The following is a 19,284-nucleotide window of genomic DNA, read 5'->3' on the forward strand; positions in this document are numbered from 1 at the left end:
AAAATTAACTTCTTATCGTCCTCTCCAAATTTTACTTCAATTCTGTATTATTTCTGCATTTTTTAATCGTTCGCACCCAACTTTTAGCGGACTTATTTCATCTATATAATATAGAGATTTATTTAAGCTTAAATACCTTTTAATAATTTAAACTAGACTTTGTATCCTTTTTTGCGGGAATTTCCGGGAATCCCGGGAAAACGCGGGAATTCTGGGAATCCCTTGCCTGTAAAGGCCTGAAACCGTCTTTACTTTGCACCAAGAAATTAATTCAAGTTTTGTCTGCAGACTAAAACAATCGTTAAAACTAGTTCTAATTAAGAGTGTAAAAACTGTAAGACCGAGTTTATTCGGGAAGTATAAATAACGTCTTACTGTTCTGCACACTGCACTTCCCAAAATCAATTTGGTATTGTCACAAAAGCCTCTGGGTCATTCCGGACAGCAATACCTATGTCTAATTTCTTAAAATAAATCAAAATGAAAAAACTAATACTATTTATCGCTTTTGCGTTATTGTTCACGATATTTTCTTGTACTCCTGATGAGTATGAGACTACACCAAAGAAAATTGAAAAAGGCAGTACGCCATCGGCTTACGATCCTAATGGTCCTGGTGACAAAGGAATACCACCACCACCAGCGCCATGATAAAAAAACAATTTTAGTGTCTAATTAATTACTATTTTCGGGGAAAGTAAATTTAAATGTTACGATCCCCGTTTTTTTATTGTATTATCTTGCTTTTCCTTTTTTCCTGCGAAGAGAAAAAGCCTATTCCTCTTAAAATTGAGTCTATACAAAAAGAGGCTCTCGCTTTGCGCAATAAAGCAATTGAAAATTATGATAAACAAAATTTCAACACAGCTTTTTATCAGTTTAATAAATCAAATTTACTTTATAATGCTATAAAAGACAGTACCAATATCTCTTACACACTTATCAGAATTGCAGAAATCCATCAGAAAAATGGAGATTATTATGGCAGTAAAGAGATTTTAACCGAAGCATTGCAAGCAATGCCATTTATTAAAAAAAATGGAGCTTATCCTGCCAGTATAAATAATTATCTGGGTATCGCTGATAAAGAACTTTCTCTTTATGATGATGCTATTTTTTATTATAAAAAAGCAGCAAATGAATTTACAGATCCACTTTTTCAACAAGGTCCTCTACAAAATATTGCCGTTGTTTATACTCTACAAAAAAAATATGACAAAGCAATCCCTATTTTAGATTCTCTTTTACAATCTCTCTCAAATAAAGATTTAAAAGAAAAAGCTAAACCAGAAGATAAATCTATACTGCTGGATAATTTGGGCTATGCTTATTTTAAAAATGGTACCGAAGAAAAAGGACTGCAATTAATGAATGAAGGACTGCAAATTAGAATTGACACTAAGGACACTTATGGAAGTATTGAAAGTTATCTGCACCTTGCCGATTATTATTCTAAAAAAGACCTGAAGAAATCGGATGAAAATGCACTTTTGGCTTACAAAGCTGCTACAAAACTGAACAGCATTGATGAAAGACTAGAAGCACTGCAAATAATAATTTCAAATGATAATACTTCTAATACTCCAAAGTATACTCAGAAGTACTTTACATTAAATGACAGTATCATTAAAGTTCGAAATAATTTTAAAAACAAGTCTGCGAAAATTAAATACGATGCCCAAAAAGAAAAAGATGAAAACGAAAAACTTCGGTTAGAAAAAGCAGAAAATCAATTGTCACTTCAAAGAGCCAAGTATCTGAGAATTGTATTTGCGATTGTTTTTGTTTTTTTAGTCATTCTAATAGTGATCTTAATACGCTATTATAAAAATAAAAACAAAGCTATCGAATTTAAAACTTCGTACAACACAGAAACCCGAATTGCTAAAAAAATCCACGATGAATTGGCAAACGATGTTTTTCAGGTGATTGCTTTTACTGAATCTCAGCCCTTAACTGCAGAAAATACCAAAGAAAATCTGCTGCAAAAATTAGATGACATTTACAGCCGCGTAAGAGGAATTTCCAGAGAGAACAATAGTATTGATACCGGCATAAATTTTACACGCAGTATAAAAGAAATGCTTTCTGCTTATAATACTCGTGAAAGAAATATCATGGTAACCAATTTAGAAAACATACACTGGGAAAACATTGACGATATTAAAAAGATTACCATCAGCCGAATTCTACAGGAATTAATGGTAAATATGAAAAAACACAGTGAAGCAAAAATTGTAGTCATAAAATTTGAAAGTGATCATAAATCAATTTCAATAAATTATAAGGACAATGGCAAAGGCTGTGATAAAAACATGATCGTGCAAAACGGTCTTCAAAACATGACAAACCGCATCCTGTCTGCTAATGGAACTATTGATATTGACACAGAACCTGGTAAAGGATTTAAAGTCAAAATATCCATGCCTCAGCAAACTCATATTAAAGTAAAAGAAAAGTTTGCCTCTTAGCAAATTAAAAAAGCCTTTCAGGAATTCCCGAAAGGCTTTTATCTTCAAAAAACAACTATTATAACCTTTCAGTTTATAATGTTTCGTTTAAAACCGCAACCGCTTCTTTCCAGTTGTTTACCCTTAAATGATGCGTTTGGTTTATATTGTGAAATGCAGTAAACATAATAGGTTTACCCATACAGTAATCTAGGTTTTTGCAATGATCGTCTATTAAATAATCAGTATTGATGATTCTTTTACTGCCGCATAAAACAATGTTTTCCCATTTAATAAAAGGAAAATGTTCGCCAAGCCAGGCTACTTTTTCAGCTAATGAAATTGGGAATTCTGTTGCAGCAGAAACTATAAAAATCTCAAAATTCTTTTGCAGTTCACGCACACTTTCAACAGCATCTGGCATTACAGGCAGTGTTCTGAAAAAATTATCCTTGTTTAGAATTTCAAATAACAATTCTCTTTCCTTAAAAGCTTCCTCTTCACTTAATCCCTGAATACCTTCTTTTGTTAAATTGGTTCCGTAGGCTTTATTGTAATGGTCTATTATCTGCGATTCGACATCAGCGAGAACACCATCCATATCTATTGCAATTGTTTTCTTTTTCATTGTAATTCTATTTTGCGGTAAAATTATGCAAAAATTGCAAATTATTGCAATTTTTAACTTATTTTTGCAATATAAAACCGCAAATAAAATGAAAAAGGAAGAACGACAAAAGGCAATTTTAGAATATTTATCTAAAGAACATCGTGTAACCTCCATAGAATTAAGCGAATACCTAAGTGTTTCTGAAGATACTATCAGACGTGATTTAAAAGAACTTTCGGATCAGGGACTTTTAAAAGCTGTTCGCGGCGGCGCGGTTGCTCCTTCCCCTATTCCATTACATTACAGAAAGAGAGAAAAGCATGATATTGAAAACAAAAAGATTATTGCGCAGAAAGCGATTTCTTATTTAAAAGACGGACAAGTTGTTTTTATTGACGGTGGAACTACTTCTCTGGCTTTAGTTGCCAGTTTTCCTTATGATTTAAAATTAACCGTAATTACCAACAGTTTTCCGGTTGCGACATTGGTTGAAGATTTACCCAATATTGATTTAATTTTTGCAGGCGGTAAAATGTGCAAAACTTCCTTCACAACTTCGAGTATTGAAACAGTAGACTTTTTTAGAAGTTTTAGGGCCGATGTGTGTATTTTAGGAATCTGCAGCATTCATCATGAACGCGGTGTTACCGGAATTTTATATGATGATTCAATGCTGAAAAAAAACATGGTTCAGAATTCTAATTTTGTGATCGCATTAAGTTCTATCGAAAAAGTAGAAACTGCAGAATCTTATTTTGTCTGCCCAATAAAAGATATTAATGTTTTGGTAACGAATGTTTCACCAGAAGATGAAATTTTAAAAGTGTATCAAAATACTGGTTTGACTATTCTGTAAATTCATAAAACAAAAAAGCCTTTCAGAACTTTACTTCCGAAAGGCTTTTTTTTCTACAAATTAATTGGCAAAATTATTTCCATCCGCCGCCCAGGTCTCTGTAAACATGAACCGCAGCATTTAATTGTTCTTTTTTAGTGTCGATTAATTCAAGTTTAGCTTCTAATGCATCTCTCTGCGTCATTAAAACTTCAAAATAATCTACTCTCGCAGATTTAAACAAATCATTTGAAACATCAATTGATCTATTTAAAGCATCAACCTGCTGTGATTTTAAATCGTAACCTTTTTGAAGATTTTCGATTTTAGAAAGTTGTGTTGAAACTTCTAAATATGCATTCAAAATTGTTTTATCGTAATTGTACAAAGCCTGAAGCTGTCTTGCGTTAGCGCTTGAAAATTCTGCTTTAATAGCATTTCTGTTAATAAGCGGCGCAGCAAGATCTCCTGCTAATGAATACAAAATTGACTCAGGGAATGTAAACAAATAAGAAGGTTTAAAAGCCTGAACTCCAAAAGCAGCAGAAATATCCAATGAAGGATAAAATTCAGCTTTTGCCACTTTTACATCTAGTTTTGCAGCTACTAACTCTAATTCAGCTTGTTTAACATCTGGACGATTTGCAAGTAACTGAGATGGAATTCCAGAGTTTACAACTGCCGGAAGCAAGTCTGTAAAATTGGTTTTCTCTCTTTTTATTTCCTGTGGATAACGTCCTAACAAAAAGTTGATTTTGTTTTCGTTTTCTTTAATTTTCTGAAGAATATCAAACTCTAAACTTTTTGAAGTTAAAACCTCAGCCTGAAACTTCTGAACTCCAAGTTCTGTAGCTCTAGCTGCTTGTTTCTGAACTTTTACAATTTCCAAAGCATTGCTCTGTAATTCAATTGTCTGCTTTACAATTTCCAATTGGCTGTCTAAAGCTAATAATTCATAATAAGAATCAGCGATTTCGGCAATTAGATTTGTAATTACAAAGTTTTTACCTTCAACTGTAGCTAAATAACGGTTTACAGCTGCCTTTTTAGAATTACGCAGTTTTTTCCAGATATCTACTTCCCAATTTGCATAAGCAGCAATGGTATAATCTGGTAATGGATCTGGTGTTTCTACTCCGGGTTTTATTTCTGTTGTAGCATCACCTGCTCCCTGACTTGTGTAACGTCCCACTTTTTCGATTCCTGCACCGGCACGAACACCAACTGTTGGCAGTAAAGCGCCTTTACGAACTCTGATATCATTCTTTGCAATTTCAATTTCCTGCAAAGTCATATTCAGTTCCTGATTGTTTTTCAGCGCAATATCGATTAGTTCAACTAAATTTTGATCCTTAAAGAAATCTTTCCATTTTAAGGCTGCAGTATTAGTTGTATCCTGAGATTTAACGTTTCCAAATGCTTCAGGAACCGGAGCACTTGTACTTGCTGTTTCAGCTGCAGGAGCTTTACATCCTGCCACGGCAAGACATAAGCCCAATGCAATACTGTATTGATATGTTTTAACTTTATACATGATTGTTATCAATTTCTTCTGTTAATGGATTTTCTTCTTCATGTTTTACCAGTTTGTGTTTTTCAGCAATTTTGGCAAAAATGAAATACAAGCCCGGAATTACAAATACCCCGCAGATTGTTCCTATAAGCATACCTCCGGCAGCAGCAGTACCAATGGTTCTGTTACCAATTTTACCCGGACCAGTTGCAAACGTAAGCGGCAATAATCCCGCGATAAATGCAAATGAAGTCATCAAAATTGGACGGAACCTTGCTTTTGCTCCTTCCATTGCAGCTTGTAAAACAGATAATCCTGCAGCATGTCTCTGAATCGCAAACTCTACGATCAGTACGGCATTTTTACCTAATAAACCAATAAGCATTACCATGGCAACCTGAGCATAAATATTGTTTTCTAATCCTGTTAATTTTAATAAAAGGAATGCTCCAAAAATACCTGCAGGTAATGAAAAGATTACTGATAATGGCAGAATAAAACTCTCATATTGTGCTGCTAATACTAAGTAAACGAATCCTAAACAGATCAGGAATACCCAAATAGCCTGATTACCCTGTGCTACCTCATCGGCAGAAATACCTGCCCAGTCAATGTCATATCCTCTCGGTAATTTTTCAGCAGCGATTTTCTGAATAACTTTAATCGCTGTACCAGAACTGTAACCTGCAGCCGGTGAACCACTAATTTGTGTTGAGGTATACATATTATGACGTGTAATTTCTGAAAGTCCGTATACTTTTTCTAATTTCATAAAAGCAGAAAAAGGAACCATTTCATCACGATCGTTTTTTACATACAATTTTAAGATATCATCTGGCTGTGCACGATATTCCGGCGAAGCCTGAACGATTACTTTATAGTTGATACCAAATTTTATAAAACTAATTTCGTAGTTACTTCCTACAAGTGTTGACAAAGTATTCATGGCGTTTTCAATAGAAACTCCTTTTTGCTGTGCCAAATCATTGTCGACTTTCATCATGTATTGAGGGAAACTAGAGCTGTAGAAACTAAATACGTTTGATAATTCTGGCTGTTTGTTTAATTCTGCCACAAAATCATTGTTTACTTGCTCCATTCTCTTATAATCTACAGAACCTGTTTTATCTAACAAACGAAGCTCAAAACCTCCGGCAGCACCATAACCAGGTACAGCAGGCGGTTGGAAAAATTCGATATTAGCACCTGTAATGTCTTTACATTTTTCCTCCATTTCATGCATAATCTCAACTACAGATTCTTTTCTGTCATTCCAGTCTTTCAAGTTCACCAAACAAGTTCCTGAGTTTGCTCCTGTACCTTCAGAAAGGATTTCATAACCTGCTAATGAAGAAACTGATTTTACTCCGTCGATATCTTCTGCAATTTTTTGAACTCTTTCCGCAATATTGTTAGTTCTTTCTAAAGATGAACCCGGCGGTGTCTGAATTACAGCGTAAAACATTCCCTGATCCTCATTTGGGATAAATCCTGAAGGAACTGTGCTGCTTATTAACCATGTTCCAGCACAGAAAACCAGAAGTGCTACGATAGTAACCACTCGTCTGTTAACAATTTTCCCTAATAAATTTTGATATTTTCCTTGTGCTAAGTTGAACTTTTCGTTGAAAGCATCAATAAATCTATTTGCAGGTGTTTTCTTTTTAGGCTGTCCGTGATTGTTTTTTAACATCATCGCACAAAGCGCCGGTGTCAATGTCAATGCCACAATACCCGAAAGAATAATTGCAGTTGCCATAGTTACAGAAAACTGTCTGTAGAATACCCCAACAGGACCAGACATAAATGCAACTGGAATAAATACTGCCGCCATTAAGAACGTAATCGCAATAATTGCCCCCGCAATTTCATGCATAGCTTTTTTAGTTGCCTTAAACGGCGACAGGTGTTCTTCTTCCATCTTGGCGTGAACGGCTTCGATAACCACAATCGCATCATCGACGACGACTCCAATTGCCAATACTAAAGCAAATAACGTAATCAAGTTCAATGAAATATCAAAAAATGTCATGAACACAAAAGTTCCCACAAGCGATACAGGTACTGCAATCGCAGGAATTACTGTCGAACGCCAGTCTCCTAAGAAAAGGAATACTACTAAACCTACCAGAATAAAGGCTTCAACAAGCGTGTGAATTACTTTTTCGATAGAAGCATCAAGGAATTTAGAAACGTCATACGAAATTTCATAATCCATTCCTTTTGGAAATCTTTGTTTGATTTTTTCCAGTTTGGCCTTAACTTCTTCAATAACCTGATTTGCGTTACTACCAAAAGATTGTTTTAATACGATCGCTGCAGATGGTCTTCCATTCAAATTAGAATAGATATCATACATCGAGCTTCCAAATTCAACTTTAGCAACATCTTTCAATCTCAAAAGCTCTCCGTTTGGATTTGCTTTTACTACAATATTCTCATATTGCTCTTTTGTCGTAAAACGTCCAGAATATTTTAATACATATTCGAATGCCTGAGAACGTTTACCAGAACTCTCTCCTGTTTTACCCGGAGAAGCCTCCAAACTCTGACTAGATAATGCTTCCATTATTTCATCAGCAGAAATTTTATATGCTAACATACGGTCTGGTTTCAGCCAGATACGCATTGCATATTCACGTGTTCCTAAGATATCTCCAGAACCAATACCATTTACCCTTTTTAATTCAGAAAGTACGTTGATATCGGCATAGTTGTATAAGAACTTCATGTCGGTATTTTTGTCTGTACTGTAAAGGTTCACGTACATCAACATACTCGGTACTTCTCTGGTAATTTTAATACCTTCACGAATTACCAAAGGAGGAAGTTTATTTGTAACAGAAGCTACACGGTTTTGCACGTTAATAGCTGCCTGATTTGGATCTGTACCTAAATTAAAAACTACTTTAATTGTAGCCTCACCATCGTTTCCGGCATCAGAAGCCATATATTTCATTCCCGGAACCCCGTTTAGAGCTCTTTCCAGCGGAATAACAACCGCCTTAATCATCAGCTCACCGTTAGATCCAGGATAATCTGCAGTAACGTTCACCATTGGCGGTGAAATTGTAGGGAATTGGGTAATTGGTAAATTCAATACCGACAATACCCCTAAGAAGACAATAATCAACGATATTACTATCGACAGAACAGGTCTTTGAATAAATTTATTAAACATTTTTGTATTTTTTAATGATTAAAACCCAGTAAACCTATTCTGCTTTTAAACGTAAATGATTCATTACCTCTTTAGGCGATTGGTAATCATATTTAATTTTGTCGTTTTCTTTTACTTTCTGAACACCTTCAAGTAAGATTCTGTCATTTTCTGAAATACCGCTTTTAATCACGTACAAATCAGGGATTTCACCAGTAATTGTAATTTCTCTTGAACTAACTTTGTCGTCCTTGCCTACTACAAAAACATATTTTTTATCCTGAATTTCGTAAGTTGCTTTTTGTGGAATTACAATAGCATTTTTAAGAGGAACATTCATTTGAACCTGTCCTGTTTCGCCATTTCTAAGTAATTTTCCAGAATTTGGGAATCTTGCTCTGAAAGCGATATTTCCTGTTTCGTTATTGAATTCACTTTCTATAACTTCAACATTCCCTTTATCTTTAAAAATATCTCCGTTTGCTAATACTAAAGCTACTTTGTTATCAGCACGATCTTTAATATTGGTTTCATACTGAAGATATTCTGGCTCCGAAACGTTGAAGTAAGCAAACATCTGGCTGTTGTCTGAAAGACTTGTCAGCAATTCGCCTTCGTCGATTAAACTTCCTAATTTTAAAGGAATACGGTCGATTGTTCCGTCAAACGGAGCTCTGATTTCTGTAAATGATAAATGAAGTCTTGCTAATGATACTTCTGCTTTTGCAGATTGTAGTTTTGCCTGAGCAACGCTCAATTCGTTTTTAGAAACGATATTTTTATCTGCCAGTAATTTAGAGTTCTGCAATTCAATTTCTGCAGATTTTTGTTCAGACTGTGCTTTAAGCAGTTCAGCCTCATACATATTTGGCATAATTTTAAACAACAGTTGTCCTTTTTTTACAAACTGTCCTTCATCAACGTATATATTTTGTAAAAACCCTTTTTCCTGGGCACGCAATTCGATATTTCGAACTGATTTTATTTGTGAAACATATTCTTTTGTAAACGAAGTATCGATTTTAACCGGATTAGTAACGGTAAATTTTTCAACTTCTTCTTTTTCTTCTTTTTTAGATGTACAGCTCGTTAAGCACACCAAGGCCATTAAGCCTGTGAAAACAATGATTTTTTTCATGATTAGTTTGGAAATTAAGCGATTGAAGCTTTGGAATGAAAATTCCTTTTGGATGTTAAAATGCATCAGTCAGCCTTAGTCCAGACCTTAACTTTGATATAAGCAGAAGTAGAAAATATACAACAGCAAGATACGCAGAGATCCAACTCAGGTAACCGATGTATATTGTAAAATCAAATTCGTAATACTCGTTGAGTAATATAGATAGGATTTGAATGCCCAAAGAAAGGGACAGAAATTTTTAAACGATTAGAATCATTCGCTGCAGACTGATCTGAAAGTGCCAGATATAAAGCGTCTACCAAACTATACGAAGCAGTAAAATACTTGTTCGTTAGTAAATTAGTATCATCACCGCCAAGAAGATCTTCTTCAATATCAACATCAGCATCTTCAATTATTGAACTGCCTCGATCCTGATTGGTAAATTTAACTCGGTGTTTTTGCAGATGATGGTGATTATGAGCACCAAAAGTATTGGCATTCAAGTATTGGCCTCCGCCAAACAGAAGCATATTCATGAATACTAAAAATACTATTAACTTTCTCATTTCGGTGCGAAAGTAATAAAAGAATTAAAACAAAAAAAGAATTTTTAACAAGGTTTAACAGTTACTTAAAACGAAAACGTTTTCTTTTATTTAATATTCAGCAAAAATCTTATTCATTATCTTACATTTATTGACATATGTCTAAAAATCAATAATTTACAAATAAACTTAAAAAAGCATAATTTCCATTATCGTAAATTCCTGATCTGCTTTTACAAAGGTTTTAAAAGTATCTTTCATTCCAAATTTTTCATAGAACAATTTTTTGTTACTTCTTGCGTTACACCATACCCTTTTTAAGTCTCTGCTTTTTGCAAATTCGAAAATGTATTTTAAAAGACATGATGCAATTCCTTTTCCCTGATATTCTTCTAAAGTGGCTAATTTTCTAAACTGCATTTCTTTTCCTTCAATAAAACAAGAAACTATAGAAACTAATTTATCTTCTTCAAAAACTCCAAAATGAAACCCTGAATTGTCTTCTTCTAATTGTACAAATTCAAAAGGCTGATCCGGCCACATTACTTCATGTCTAATCTGCCAGGTTTGTGAAGCTTGAATTTCTTTTATTTCCATTTTTAAAGTCTATTAACTGATTACAAATTTATGGACTAAAAAATACTTTATATGATTCAAAAACAAAAAAGGAATCTAAAATTAGATTCCTTTTTTGTTTATTTATTTACAATAAAGCTTAAATAGCTTTTTTATAAAATATCTCATCGTTGTTTTCTGTAATTTTTTCAACTCCGTTTTCTCCTTTTTTTGCAATATTAATTACATGAAGAACTTTTGATTTATCATCAACTGTACAGTTCCAAATTGTACCATCTGATAAAATAAATGCTGAAAATAAAGCGTCTGATTTATCCATGTTGTAATACACCAAATCTTCAGTTTTTATAAGTTTTTTTGCTTTTGTTTTACGATCTACTTCATAAAACAAAATTTTATTATTACCAATTTCTACTAATTCGTCAACTAATTTGTTCTTAAAATTATCATTCGCATTTACAGTCCAGCTTGGTTTATCGCCAGTCATGAGCCAGGTTCCGTTTACTTTCTCTAAAATTTCTTTTCTTAAAATTTCTTTTAAGGTATCTACTTTTTTGATTGATTCCTGACCTATTTCATTTTCAGGTCTAATTTTAGATGCGATTGAAAATTGGTCTAAAGCATTTACAAAATCTGATTTTTTGTAATAAGAAACGGCCAATTCGTATTTATTTTTCTGGAATTTAGCCTTAGCATCATTTTGTGCAGCAATTTTCATTGAAAACAACAAAATGATAAGAATTAAATAATTTTTCATTGGTTTAGGGGTGTTTTTTTATTTTTTGCAAACGTAGTGAATAAAAATTTCTTACAAATACGGTTTCCCGTAATAAAGTATCAAAAAAAGCCAAATCTTTTTTTAAGATTTGGCTTTTTCCTTCTATTACAATCAAAAGAGATTACTTGATGTAAATTTAATTTGAAAATGAATTTAAAATTTTCATCGATTGTGTAATATCTTTCTTATTTACAAAAATATGATCGTGATAAAACGCGGCTACAACATTGCAGCTTATTTCATGATCTGAAAGTGCTTTTGAAAAAGCGGCAGTTAAACCAACTGCTTCTAAAGAAGAATGTACAGAAAGTGTAATCCAGGACATTACAACAGAATATTCTAAATTTAATTTATCGGCAGTTTCTTTTTTTAAAATCAGCGTTATGGCTTCATCTTCTCTAAAGATCATTGCAATTTCATCTAAATTCAGATTCTCTAATTTTTGGACTTTACAAAAAACATAATCCCCAGACTTATGTTCGGGTTTCATGCTTTTTAGTAACGTTTGTAAATCCTTTTCTCCAGACATTTTATTTATTTTGATTGTTATTTATTGTTCCAAATGTTATCATCCGGCGTTGCATCTAAAAATATTCCGCCGTCAACAGTCACTTTTTTAATTTGTTTTTTAGTATTAACTGCTACCTGCGCCGTTTTTTGATTTTTCTCCCAAACAGAAGGTGTTTCATGAATTGTTTCTGTTGAATTATCAGCATAAACCACAATCACATCAAACGGAATGGCAAAACCGCCTTTGTTTTGGATTGAAACAATGTTTTTGGAAACACTTTTAACAGATATATCAATATAATTATTGGTAAAAAACCAGTTATTGAAAAACCAATTTAAGTTTTTGCCTGAACCTGTATTCATCGAATTGAAATAATCCCAAGGAATTGGATGTTTTCCGTTCCAGGTATCCATATAATGGTGAAGCGCTTTTTTAAACAAATCATCTCCAAGCATATCTTTTAGTGCTAAATAAGACAGAGAAGCTTTTCCGTAAGAGTTATTTCCATAACCCGGACCAGAAACCTGTGTAGACATTGAAATTATAGGCTGATCTTCTTCTGTAGATTTATCGTTAATGTAGTATTCAACTCTAAATTCTTTGTAGAATTTATCCGCCGCTTCTTTTCCATGCTCAGCAATTCCAATTAAGTATTCAAAAGTTGTTGCCCAGCCTTCATCCATGTATGCATAACGGGTTTCGTTGATTCCCATATAAAACGGAAAATAAGTATGTGCTACTTCATGATCCTGAACTAATTGAGCAAATTTTGGATCATTCATCTGCGAATCGTTACACATCATTGGATATTCCATATCAGCAAATCCCTGAAAAGCAGTCATTTTAGAATATGGATATGGAATTCCAGGCCAGTTATTTGAAAACCAGTCTAAGGCAAACTGATTGTTTTTAACAGAGTTTACAAAGTCGGTTCCTTTAATATCATACGCTGCCTGAACGCTCGCGCGGCGGTTTGTTTTTTTATCTACCAAAACACTGCTGGCATCCCATAAATAATGATCGCTTAAACCAAAGCAGACATCAGTAATATTTTTGGCTTCAAATTTCCAGATATTCCATTCGTTTTGTTTGGTTACGATACCGCTTTTCATTTCCTGTTCGTTTGCAATATGCAGAATTTCATCTGTTGAATATGATTTTTTTAGACGTGCAGCAAACTCCGGCTGTAAAACCTCATCTGGATTTAAGAAATCACCAGTCGCATAAACCACAAAGTTTTTTGGTGCTTTTACAGAATAAACATAATCATTAAAGTCGTTATAAAATTCCTGACGATCTGTATGAGGTATTCTGTCCCAGCCATTGTAATCGTCAAAAACAGAAACTCTTGGATAACTGTAGGCCACAAAAAAAGTACTTTCGTCTATTTGCCCTTCTCTGCCGCTTTCTTTTGATAAAGGATAATTCCAGTCGATATTAATAGTTGTTTTAGAATGCGGTGCAAGTGCTTTTTTTAGCTTTACGTTTCCAACAGTTCCCCAACTTCTGGCATTTTCATTATAGGTTTCTCCAGCTACTTTAAGAGACGTAAGCGTTAAGCCATTACTTAAAAAATCCTCGCTCACATCGCCGCTTCTTGGTGCAGATGGTTTATGAAGATTGTTTACAAAACGAATAACCAGATTTTTTAAACTGTCATTGCTGTTGTTTTCGTAAATAATGGTTTCTGTTCCCGAAACCATTTTGGTTTTGGCATCAACCGTAATATCCATAGTATATTTACCATGATTCTGCCAATAATTTTTTCCCGGTTTTCCGTCTGCAGAACGAGTGCCTTTGGCATAAGCTGCCTTAATATTTCTTGGCATATAAAGCTCTTGTGCAAATCCTGTTTGTGCCAGAATTAAAAAAGCAGTGAATGCAAGATGAATTGATAGTTTTTTCATAAGCTGGTTTTTGGTTTTATAAAATTTAAGTTTTTATATAAGACCGTATTTTTAAAATAAAGTTACAAAATTGATAAAATTTATCTTCAAAGTTACAAAATCAAAAAACTTAGCAGTTTAGAACCTTAGTATTTCGCATCTTTAAAAAAAGAAAAACCGTCTGATTCTTATAAAGAAAAAGACGGCCTGCTACAATTAATATATAACCTTGATGCTTACAAGATATAGTCGGTATTAATAAAATTCGACTCTTTGCTGTTTAACAATTCCTGCAGAATTTCATTGTTATAAGCGATATCTTTTGAAGCGACAAACGTACGAATTGAGAAAGAGCGCAAAGCATCTGGAATACTTAATGTCCCTACTGCAGAATCTTTACGACCTGTAAATGGGAAAGCATCCGGACCTCTTTGGCAAGAACTGTTTAAGTTTACACGGCATACTAAGTTTACCAAAGCATCGATAAGCGGTGCAAGGGTTTTAATATCTTTTCCGAACAAACTTACCTGCTGTCCGTAATTAGATTCGGCCATATCTTCTAAAGGTTCCTGAATATCTTTGAAAGAAATAATTGGAACTACTGGACCAAACTGTTCTTCGTGATACACACGCATTTTACTGTTTACCGGATATAATACGGCTGGAAAAATATAATTATCTGAATGTTTTCCTCCTTTTTCGTTCAGGATTTTTGCTCCTTTGCTTACAGCATCGTCAATTAATCCCTGAATGTAATTTGGTTTTTCAGTTTCTGGAAGCGGTGTTAAAGACACTCCTTTTTCCCACGGATTTCCAAATTGCAGGGCATCTACTTTTTCAGAGAATCTTTTATTGAATTCTTCTCTGATTGATTCGTGAACGTAAAGAACTTTTAAAGCCGTACAACGCTGTCCGTTAAAAGACAAAGTTCCCGTAATACATTCCTGAATTGCCAAATCTAAATCGGCATCCGGAAGAATAATTGCCGGGTTTTTAGCTTCAAGACCTAAAATTAAACGAAGTCTGTTTTTATTTGGATGCTGATCCTGCAAAGCAATCGCCGATTTACTGTTTCCAATTAATGCCAAAACATCAATTTTACCAGATTTCATAATTGGCGAAGCAACTTCACGGCCTCTTCCGTAAACAATATTGATAACTCCTTTTGGAAAACTGCTTCTAAAAGCTTCTAATAATGGCGAAATACATAAAACACCATGTTTAGCAGGTTTAAAAATCACAGTATTCCCCATAATCAAAGCCGGAATCAACAATGAGAAAGTTTCATTTAAAGGATAATTGTACGGCCCAAGACATAAAACTACTCCAAGAGGTCCGCGGCGAATCATAGCGTTTACACCTTGCACTTTTTCAAAATGCGAACTGCGTCCGTTTAATTCTTTATAGCTGGCAATGGTATCATAAATATATTCAACAGTTCTGTCAAACTCTTTTTGAGAATCACCAAGGTTTTTCCCAATTTCCCACATCAAAAGCTTAACCACTTCTTCGCGGGTTTCTTTCATTTGTTTAACGAAATTCTCCATGCATTTAATACGGTCAGCCACTTTCATGGTTGGCCATAAACCTTGTCCTTTATCATAGGCTGCATTTGCTGCTTCAACAACTTCTGCTGCTTCGGCTTCGGCCATAAAAGGAATCGATCCTAATAATGTAGGTGTGTATTTTTCTGTAGAAGAAATGGTAGAAAACACAGGAGTGGTTTGTCCTGTCCATTGTTTTAATTCACCATTTACAAGATAAGTATCTTGATTTATAAGGGTTTTAATCTCAAACTCTTCGGGTATTAAACTCATAATCTGGTAATTTTTGTTTGGTTATTAATAGTTTTTTAATGAAAAAAGAGGCTTTTTGTGCCTCTTCTTCTTTTTATGGTTGTACGGTTTCGCCTTCCCAGTCCAGTATACCACCAAGCAGATTGTAGGCATTTTCTATACCTAACTCGTTCATAATCTGACATGCTTTAGCACTTCTGGCTCCAGAACGACAATACACATAGTAGTTTTTATTTTTATCTAATTCTTCGATTTCATAAATAAAAGCCTGACCTTTATTGATATCAATGTTTAAAGCATTTTCAATATAGCCGTCATTAAATTCGTCTTCAGTTCTTACGTCCAGTATAACTGCATTCTCGTCAGCAGCAAGCTGATTAACCCAATCTTCTTGTGATAAATTCATAATATGTGTTTTTTGTAAAATTACGACGTTTCTATTTATAAAAAACGTACCAAATGCGATTTCGATTATTATTCTCAGAAAACGTTTTAGAGAAAGTATTATAATCAGTGATTTACAAATTTACTTACTATTTTTAAAATTATAGTCTGCAAAATCGATAGAAAATAGGATTTTTTCATTTACATAAAATTCAACCTAAATCTAGTTTTCTGACAATTAATATAACCTGAATCGATTATCTTTGTAAAAAATTATAATTTTTAATCTCTTTTTGACAAAACAAACAAGACACAAACATTAAAGTTTTTTATTTCCAACCATTAAAAAATGAAGGTAAATTAAGCTTAATGAAACTTAATCGCTTAATGGTTAAATGTTGTTTCCATTTTTAAATCTCTCTAATGCAAAATTCATTAAAAACCATCTTTCCTAATTTTTCCAGCGAACTTATTGCTACTATTGAAGAAAACGGAAGTCTTCAGGATTTTGAAGCCGGAACTATTTTAATGCGTACCGGACAGTACATTAAAAACACGGTTTTGATAACCAAAGGAAAAATCAAAATTTACCGTGAAGGCGAAGATGGAGGCGAATTTTTAATGTATTATCTGCAACCTGGACAAGCCTGCGCTATTTCGATGATCTGCACCGCCAAAAGCGAAAAAAGCCAGATTATGGCAAAGGTTGTCGAAGATGTTTCGGTCATGATGATTCCGCTGCAAATGATGGATAAATGGATGATGGAACACAGATCGTGGTACGAATTTGTAATTGAAACCTATAGAAGCCGTTTTGAAGAAGTTCTGGAAGTTGTCGATAATATTGCTTTCCGTTCTATGGATGAGCGTTTGGAGTTTTACCTAAAAAGACATTCTGATGCCTGCGGCTGTTCTGAAGTAAATCTCTCGCATCAGGAAATCGCAACCGAATTAAATACCTCCAGAGAAGTTATTTCGAGATTACTAAAAAAAATGGAACAGCGCGGTTTGGTAAAACTCAACCGAAACCAAATTGAATTATTAAAATAATATTGGCTCACGGATTTTACGGATGAAACGGGTTCACGCTGTTTTTTCTTTTTGCCACACATTAAAAGATTTACACAGATTGTTTTGTCACATTGAGCGAAATCGAAATGCTTTGCGGGTTCTCGACTTCGCTCGAACTGACACACTTTATCTTAAATTTTTAAACACATAGAATCTTAACATTCCGCGACAACCCGTTTCATCCGTAAAATCAGTGGGCAAAAATCCACCTGCAAAAAAATATCTGTATGTGATAAATGTTACTGTAGGTTTCTAATTTCCGAAGCAACTTTGCATAAAAACAAATGCAATGGAATATTTAGGATATTTTGCTTCAATCATAATCGGGATTTCTCTTGGCTTAATTGGCGGAGGCGGTTCTATTCTTACTATTCCTATTTTAGTCTATTTATTTAGAGTAAATCCGGATCAGGCAACTTCTTATTCTTTATTTATTGTTGGGCTGACGGCATTATTTGGAAGTTACAGCCATTACAAAATGGGAAATCTAAAGCTAAAATCAGCATTGTATTTTGCTGTTCCGTCTGTAATTTCAATATTGATTATCCGCGAAGTTATTTTCCCGCAGATTGCTTCGACTATTTTCTCAATTGCTTCTTATTCAGTTTCAAAAGATTTTCTAATTATGATTGTCTTTTCTATTTTGATGATAACCGCGGCGATTTCGATGATCAAGAAAAATCAGTCCGAAATAAAAAGCACCGAAACCAATTACACTCAACTAAGCATAATTGGTTTTTTGGTTGGAATCGTAACAGGATTTCTTGGCGCCGGAGGAGGATTCCTAATTATTCCCGCCCTTTTATTTTTCGCCAAATTACCTATGAAACAAGCTGTTGGGACTTCACTGCTAATCATCACCATTAATTCTTCAATAGGTTTTGGGGGCGATTTATACATCGGAACTCCAATTGATTATACTTTTTTATTAGGCGTTTCAGGAATGGCGCTTTTGGGAATGTTTATCGGAAGCCAGCTTTCTAAAAAAATCGACGGCGCGAAATTAAAACCTCTTTTTGGCTGGTTTGTTCTCGTAATGGGATTTTATATTATTACAAAAGAAGTTTTATTTTAATTCGAATTTAGTTTGCACTTGTAAAGTAGTCTTTGTCAAGGTTTTTAATTTTGGCAAAGATGAAAACTAAAAAATCCGTTTATTTTGGGGAATAAACGGATTTGTATTTAAATTAAGTTTTTTCTAATATTTTAAATTGCAGTCAATTATTTATCAGTTTCTCCACCAATGATAATAATTGTGAAGTCCATCATATTCAAAACCGCATCGAGGATATAATGTATTTCCAATATCATTTGTTTTTTCAGTTTCAAGCATTAAACCGCAGGCTCCAGTTTCTTCACACCATAATTTACTGCGGTCAATTAAAGCCACAGATAATCCTTTGCCTCGATAATCCGGATGTACAAAAAGATCGCTCAAAAGCCATTGTTTTTGCAGTTTTGTGTAATGAAATAATTTGTAGAGCTGCACGAACCCAACCGCTTTTTCGTTAATCGTTACTAAAAAAATATCCGACTCATTATTCAATAATCGTTCTTTAAGAAATGCTTTTCCTTTTTCTACATCAGATTCCTGACGATAAAAAACACGATAAAGATTAAAAAGTTCTGCTGTTTCATTAAGATCTTCAATACTTGCTTTTTTGATTTTGTAATCCATTGTTAAATGCTTTAGTTAAAAAAGCGAAAGTATGGCAAACCACCAGCTTACTTATAGTCCAGTTTACAGAAAACAAGGTCATCCAGCATTCTGCCAAAGTATTTAACCTCAATAAAACTAAAAATCCGTTTATTTCTAAAAATAAACGGATTTGTATTTTTTAATTAAAACTGAAAGTTTTTATTTTTCTTTATTTAATAGTTTTTCTAGATAATCTACTTTTTCTTTTTCTGCCTGAACCAATCGCTCATAAAGTTCGATAACTTTATCTAAAGGATTAAAAGTAGCATACATACCTTGATTAAAACTATTTCCCTGACTTGAGCTGTTATCGTAAAAGTTATTAAAGAAATTAAAAACAGATTCTT

The 19,284-nt window shown here is 33.8% G+C and carries 17 protein-coding genes and 1 pseudogene; 5 read left to right on the plus strand and 13 right to left on the minus strand.

All coding sequences use genetic code 11. The annotated features are described in order from the left end of the window. Positions 1–480 precede the first annotated feature (480 nt). Positions 481–651: a hypothetical protein gene (locus tag ACTJIW_RS21785; protein ID WP_183044561.1), complete on the plus strand. Its 171-nt coding sequence runs from the start codon at positions 481–483 to the stop codon at positions 649–651. A 56-nt stretch (positions 652–707) separates the two neighbouring features. Then, entirely contained in the window at positions 708–2,471 is a 1,764-nt protein-coding gene (locus tag ACTJIW_RS21790) for a tetratricopeptide repeat-containing sensor histidine kinase (RefSeq protein ID WP_440715155.1), read from the plus strand. A 73-nt stretch (positions 2,472–2,544) separates the two neighbouring features. Here ACTJIW_RS21790 and ACTJIW_RS21795 read toward each other — a convergent pair whose 3' ends face one another. Then, positions 2,545–3,078: a 5' nucleotidase, NT5C type gene (locus tag ACTJIW_RS21795; protein WP_012026824.1), complete on the minus strand. Its 534-nt coding sequence runs from the start codon at positions 3,076–3,078 to the stop codon at positions 2,545–2,547. An 88-nt stretch (positions 3,079–3,166) separates the two neighbouring features. On the opposite strand from ACTJIW_RS21795, the gene ACTJIW_RS21800 reads away from it, so the two are divergent. Next, positions 3,167–3,916 carry a DeoR/GlpR family DNA-binding transcription regulator gene (locus tag ACTJIW_RS21800; RefSeq protein ID WP_183044560.1) on the plus strand — a complete coding sequence of 250 codons (750 nt, stop codon included), beginning with the start codon at positions 3,167–3,169 and terminating at the stop codon, positions 3,914–3,916. Positions 3,917–3,989: 73 nt separating this feature from the next. Here ACTJIW_RS21800 and ACTJIW_RS21805 read toward each other — a convergent pair whose 3' ends face one another. From ACTJIW_RS21805 to ACTJIW_RS21850, 10 genes are all read right to left on the minus strand, one after another. Continuing rightward, a complete protein-coding gene (locus tag ACTJIW_RS21805) occupies positions 3,990–5,429 on the minus strand; it encodes a TolC family protein (RefSeq protein WP_012026826.1) in 1,440 nt (479 codons plus the stop codon). Further along, entirely contained in the window at positions 5,422–8,589 is a 3,168-nt protein-coding gene (locus tag ACTJIW_RS21810; RefSeq protein WP_012026827.1) for an efflux RND transporter permease subunit, read from the minus strand. The genes ACTJIW_RS21805 and ACTJIW_RS21810 overlap by 8 nt, the downstream gene beginning before the upstream one ends. Positions 8,590–8,623: 34 nt before the next feature. After that, complete coding sequence (locus tag ACTJIW_RS21815) at positions 8,624–9,706, minus strand: efflux RND transporter periplasmic adaptor subunit (protein WP_012026828.1); 1,083 nt, start codon at positions 9,704–9,706, stop codon at positions 8,624–8,626. 173 nt (positions 9,707–9,879) lie between these two features. After that, positions 9,880–10,257, minus strand: coding sequence for a hypothetical protein (locus tag ACTJIW_RS21820; RefSeq protein ID WP_149206496.1), 378 nt, complete (start codon positions 10,255–10,257; stop codon positions 9,880–9,882). A gap of 168 nt (positions 10,258–10,425) precedes the next feature. Continuing rightward, positions 10,426–10,833 carry a GNAT family N-acetyltransferase gene (locus ACTJIW_RS21825; RefSeq protein ID WP_073408663.1) on the minus strand — a complete coding sequence of 136 codons (408 nt, stop codon included), beginning with the start codon at positions 10,831–10,833 and terminating at the stop codon, positions 10,426–10,428. 118 nt (positions 10,834–10,951) lie between these two features. Further along, on the minus strand, positions 10,952–11,569 hold the full coding sequence (locus ACTJIW_RS21830; protein WP_012026831.1) for a hypothetical protein: 618 nt from the start codon (positions 11,567–11,569) through the stop codon (positions 10,952–10,954). Positions 11,570–11,726: 157 nt separating this feature from the next. Continuing rightward, positions 11,727–12,119: an ACT domain-containing protein gene (locus tag ACTJIW_RS21835; protein ID WP_121360421.1), complete on the minus strand. Its 393-nt coding sequence runs from the start codon at positions 12,117–12,119 to the stop codon at positions 11,727–11,729. A 17-nt stretch (positions 12,120–12,136) separates the two neighbouring features. Then, positions 12,137–14,008 (minus strand): M1 family metallopeptidase, encoded by a 1,872-nt coding sequence (locus tag ACTJIW_RS21840; RefSeq protein WP_440715156.1) that lies wholly within the window; start codon positions 14,006–14,008, stop codon positions 12,137–12,139. A gap of 215 nt (positions 14,009–14,223) precedes the next feature. Continuing rightward, complete coding sequence (locus ACTJIW_RS21845) at positions 14,224–15,804, minus strand: NADP-dependent glyceraldehyde-3-phosphate dehydrogenase (protein ID WP_440715157.1); 1,581 nt, start codon at positions 15,802–15,804, stop codon at positions 14,224–14,226. A 73-nt stretch (positions 15,805–15,877) separates the two neighbouring features. After that, positions 15,878–16,189 (minus strand): rhodanese-like domain-containing protein, encoded by a 312-nt coding sequence (locus tag ACTJIW_RS21850; RefSeq protein WP_012026835.1) that lies wholly within the window; start codon positions 16,187–16,189, stop codon positions 15,878–15,880. Positions 16,190–16,590: 401 nt separating this feature from the next. Here ACTJIW_RS21850 and ACTJIW_RS21855 point away from each other — a divergent pair, with 401 nt between their 5' ends. Both ACTJIW_RS21855 and ACTJIW_RS21860 read left to right on the plus strand, forming a co-directional pair. Next, positions 16,591–17,217: a Crp/Fnr family transcriptional regulator gene (locus ACTJIW_RS21855; RefSeq protein WP_440715158.1), complete on the plus strand. Its 627-nt coding sequence runs from the start codon at positions 16,591–16,593 to the stop codon at positions 17,215–17,217. A 310-nt stretch (positions 17,218–17,527) separates the two neighbouring features. After that, positions 17,528–18,313, plus strand: a complete 786-nt coding sequence (locus tag ACTJIW_RS21860; protein ID WP_440715159.1) for a sulfite exporter TauE/SafE family protein — start codon at positions 17,528–17,530, stop codon at positions 18,311–18,313. 153 nt (positions 18,314–18,466) lie between these two features. On the opposite strand, the gene ACTJIW_RS21865 is transcribed toward ACTJIW_RS21860, so the two are convergent. Continuing rightward, positions 18,467–18,916 (minus strand): GNAT family N-acetyltransferase, encoded by a 450-nt coding sequence (locus ACTJIW_RS21865; protein WP_274251054.1) that lies wholly within the window; start codon positions 18,914–18,916, stop codon positions 18,467–18,469. A gap of 180 nt (positions 18,917–19,096) precedes the next feature. Continuing rightward, a pseudogene (locus tag ACTJIW_RS21870) lies at positions 19,097–19,284 on the minus strand (transcriptional regulator); the annotation flags it as partial.

Origin of the sequence: Flavobacterium sp. 22659 (genome assembly GCF_052044235.1) — a bacterium.
Taxonomy (GTDB): Bacteria; Bacteroidota; Bacteroidia; order Flavobacteriales; family Flavobacteriaceae; genus Flavobacterium; species Flavobacterium johnsoniae.

What these genes read in the sequence shown, in the direction of transcription:
- ACTJIW_RS21785 (WP_183044561.1), top strand. Translation starts at nt 481, where the DNA reads ATGAAAAAACTAATACTATTTATCGCTTTTGCGTTATTGTTCACGATA.
- ACTJIW_RS21790 (WP_440715155.1), top strand. Translation starts at nt 708, where the DNA reads ATGTTACGATCCCCGTTTTTTTATTGTATTATCTTGCTTTTCCTTTTT.
- ACTJIW_RS21795 (WP_012026824.1), bottom strand. Translation starts at nt 3,078, where the DNA reads ATGAAAAAGAAAACAATTGCAATAGATATGGATGGTGTTCTCGCTGAT.
- ACTJIW_RS21800 (WP_183044560.1), top strand. Translation starts at nt 3,167, where the DNA reads ATGAAAAAGGAAGAACGACAAAAGGCAATTTTAGAATATTTATCTAAA.
- ACTJIW_RS21805 (WP_012026826.1), bottom strand. Translation starts at nt 5,429, where the DNA reads ATGTATAAAGTTAAAACATATCAATACAGTATTGCATTGGGCTTATGT.
- ACTJIW_RS21810 (WP_012026827.1), bottom strand. Translation starts at nt 8,589, where the DNA reads ATGTTTAATAAATTTATTCAAAGACCTGTTCTGTCGATAGTAATATCG.
- ACTJIW_RS21815 (WP_012026828.1), bottom strand. Translation starts at nt 9,706, where the DNA reads ATGAAAAAAATCATTGTTTTCACAGGCTTAATGGCCTTGGTGTGCTTA.
- ACTJIW_RS21820 (WP_149206496.1), bottom strand. Translation starts at nt 10,257, where the DNA reads ATGAGAAAGTTAATAGTATTTTTAGTATTCATGAATATGCTTCTGTTT.
- ACTJIW_RS21825 (WP_073408663.1), bottom strand. Translation starts at nt 10,833, where the DNA reads ATGGAAATAAAAGAAATTCAAGCTTCACAAACCTGGCAGATTAGACAT.
- ACTJIW_RS21830 (WP_012026831.1), bottom strand. Translation starts at nt 11,569, where the DNA reads ATGAAAAATTATTTAATTCTTATCATTTTGTTGTTTTCAATGAAAATT.
- ACTJIW_RS21835 (WP_121360421.1), bottom strand. Translation starts at nt 12,119, where the DNA reads ATGTCTGGAGAAAAGGATTTACAAACGTTACTAAAAAGCATGAAACCC.
- ACTJIW_RS21840 (WP_440715156.1), bottom strand. Translation starts at nt 14,008, where the DNA reads ATGAAAAAACTATCAATTCATCTTGCATTCACTGCTTTTTTAATTCTG.
- ACTJIW_RS21845 (WP_440715157.1), bottom strand. Translation starts at nt 15,804, where the DNA reads ATGAGTTTAATACCCGAAGAGTTTGAGATTAAAACCCTTATAAATCAA.
- ACTJIW_RS21850 (WP_012026835.1), bottom strand. Translation starts at nt 16,189, where the DNA reads ATGAATTTATCACAAGAAGATTGGGTTAATCAGCTTGCTGCTGACGAG.
- ACTJIW_RS21855 (WP_440715158.1), top strand. Translation starts at nt 16,591, where the DNA reads ATGCAAAATTCATTAAAAACCATCTTTCCTAATTTTTCCAGCGAACTT.
- ACTJIW_RS21860 (WP_440715159.1), top strand. Translation starts at nt 17,528, where the DNA reads ATGGAATATTTAGGATATTTTGCTTCAATCATAATCGGGATTTCTCTT.
- ACTJIW_RS21865 (WP_274251054.1), bottom strand. Translation starts at nt 18,916, where the DNA reads ATGGATTACAAAATCAAAAAAGCAAGTATTGAAGATCTTAATGAAACA.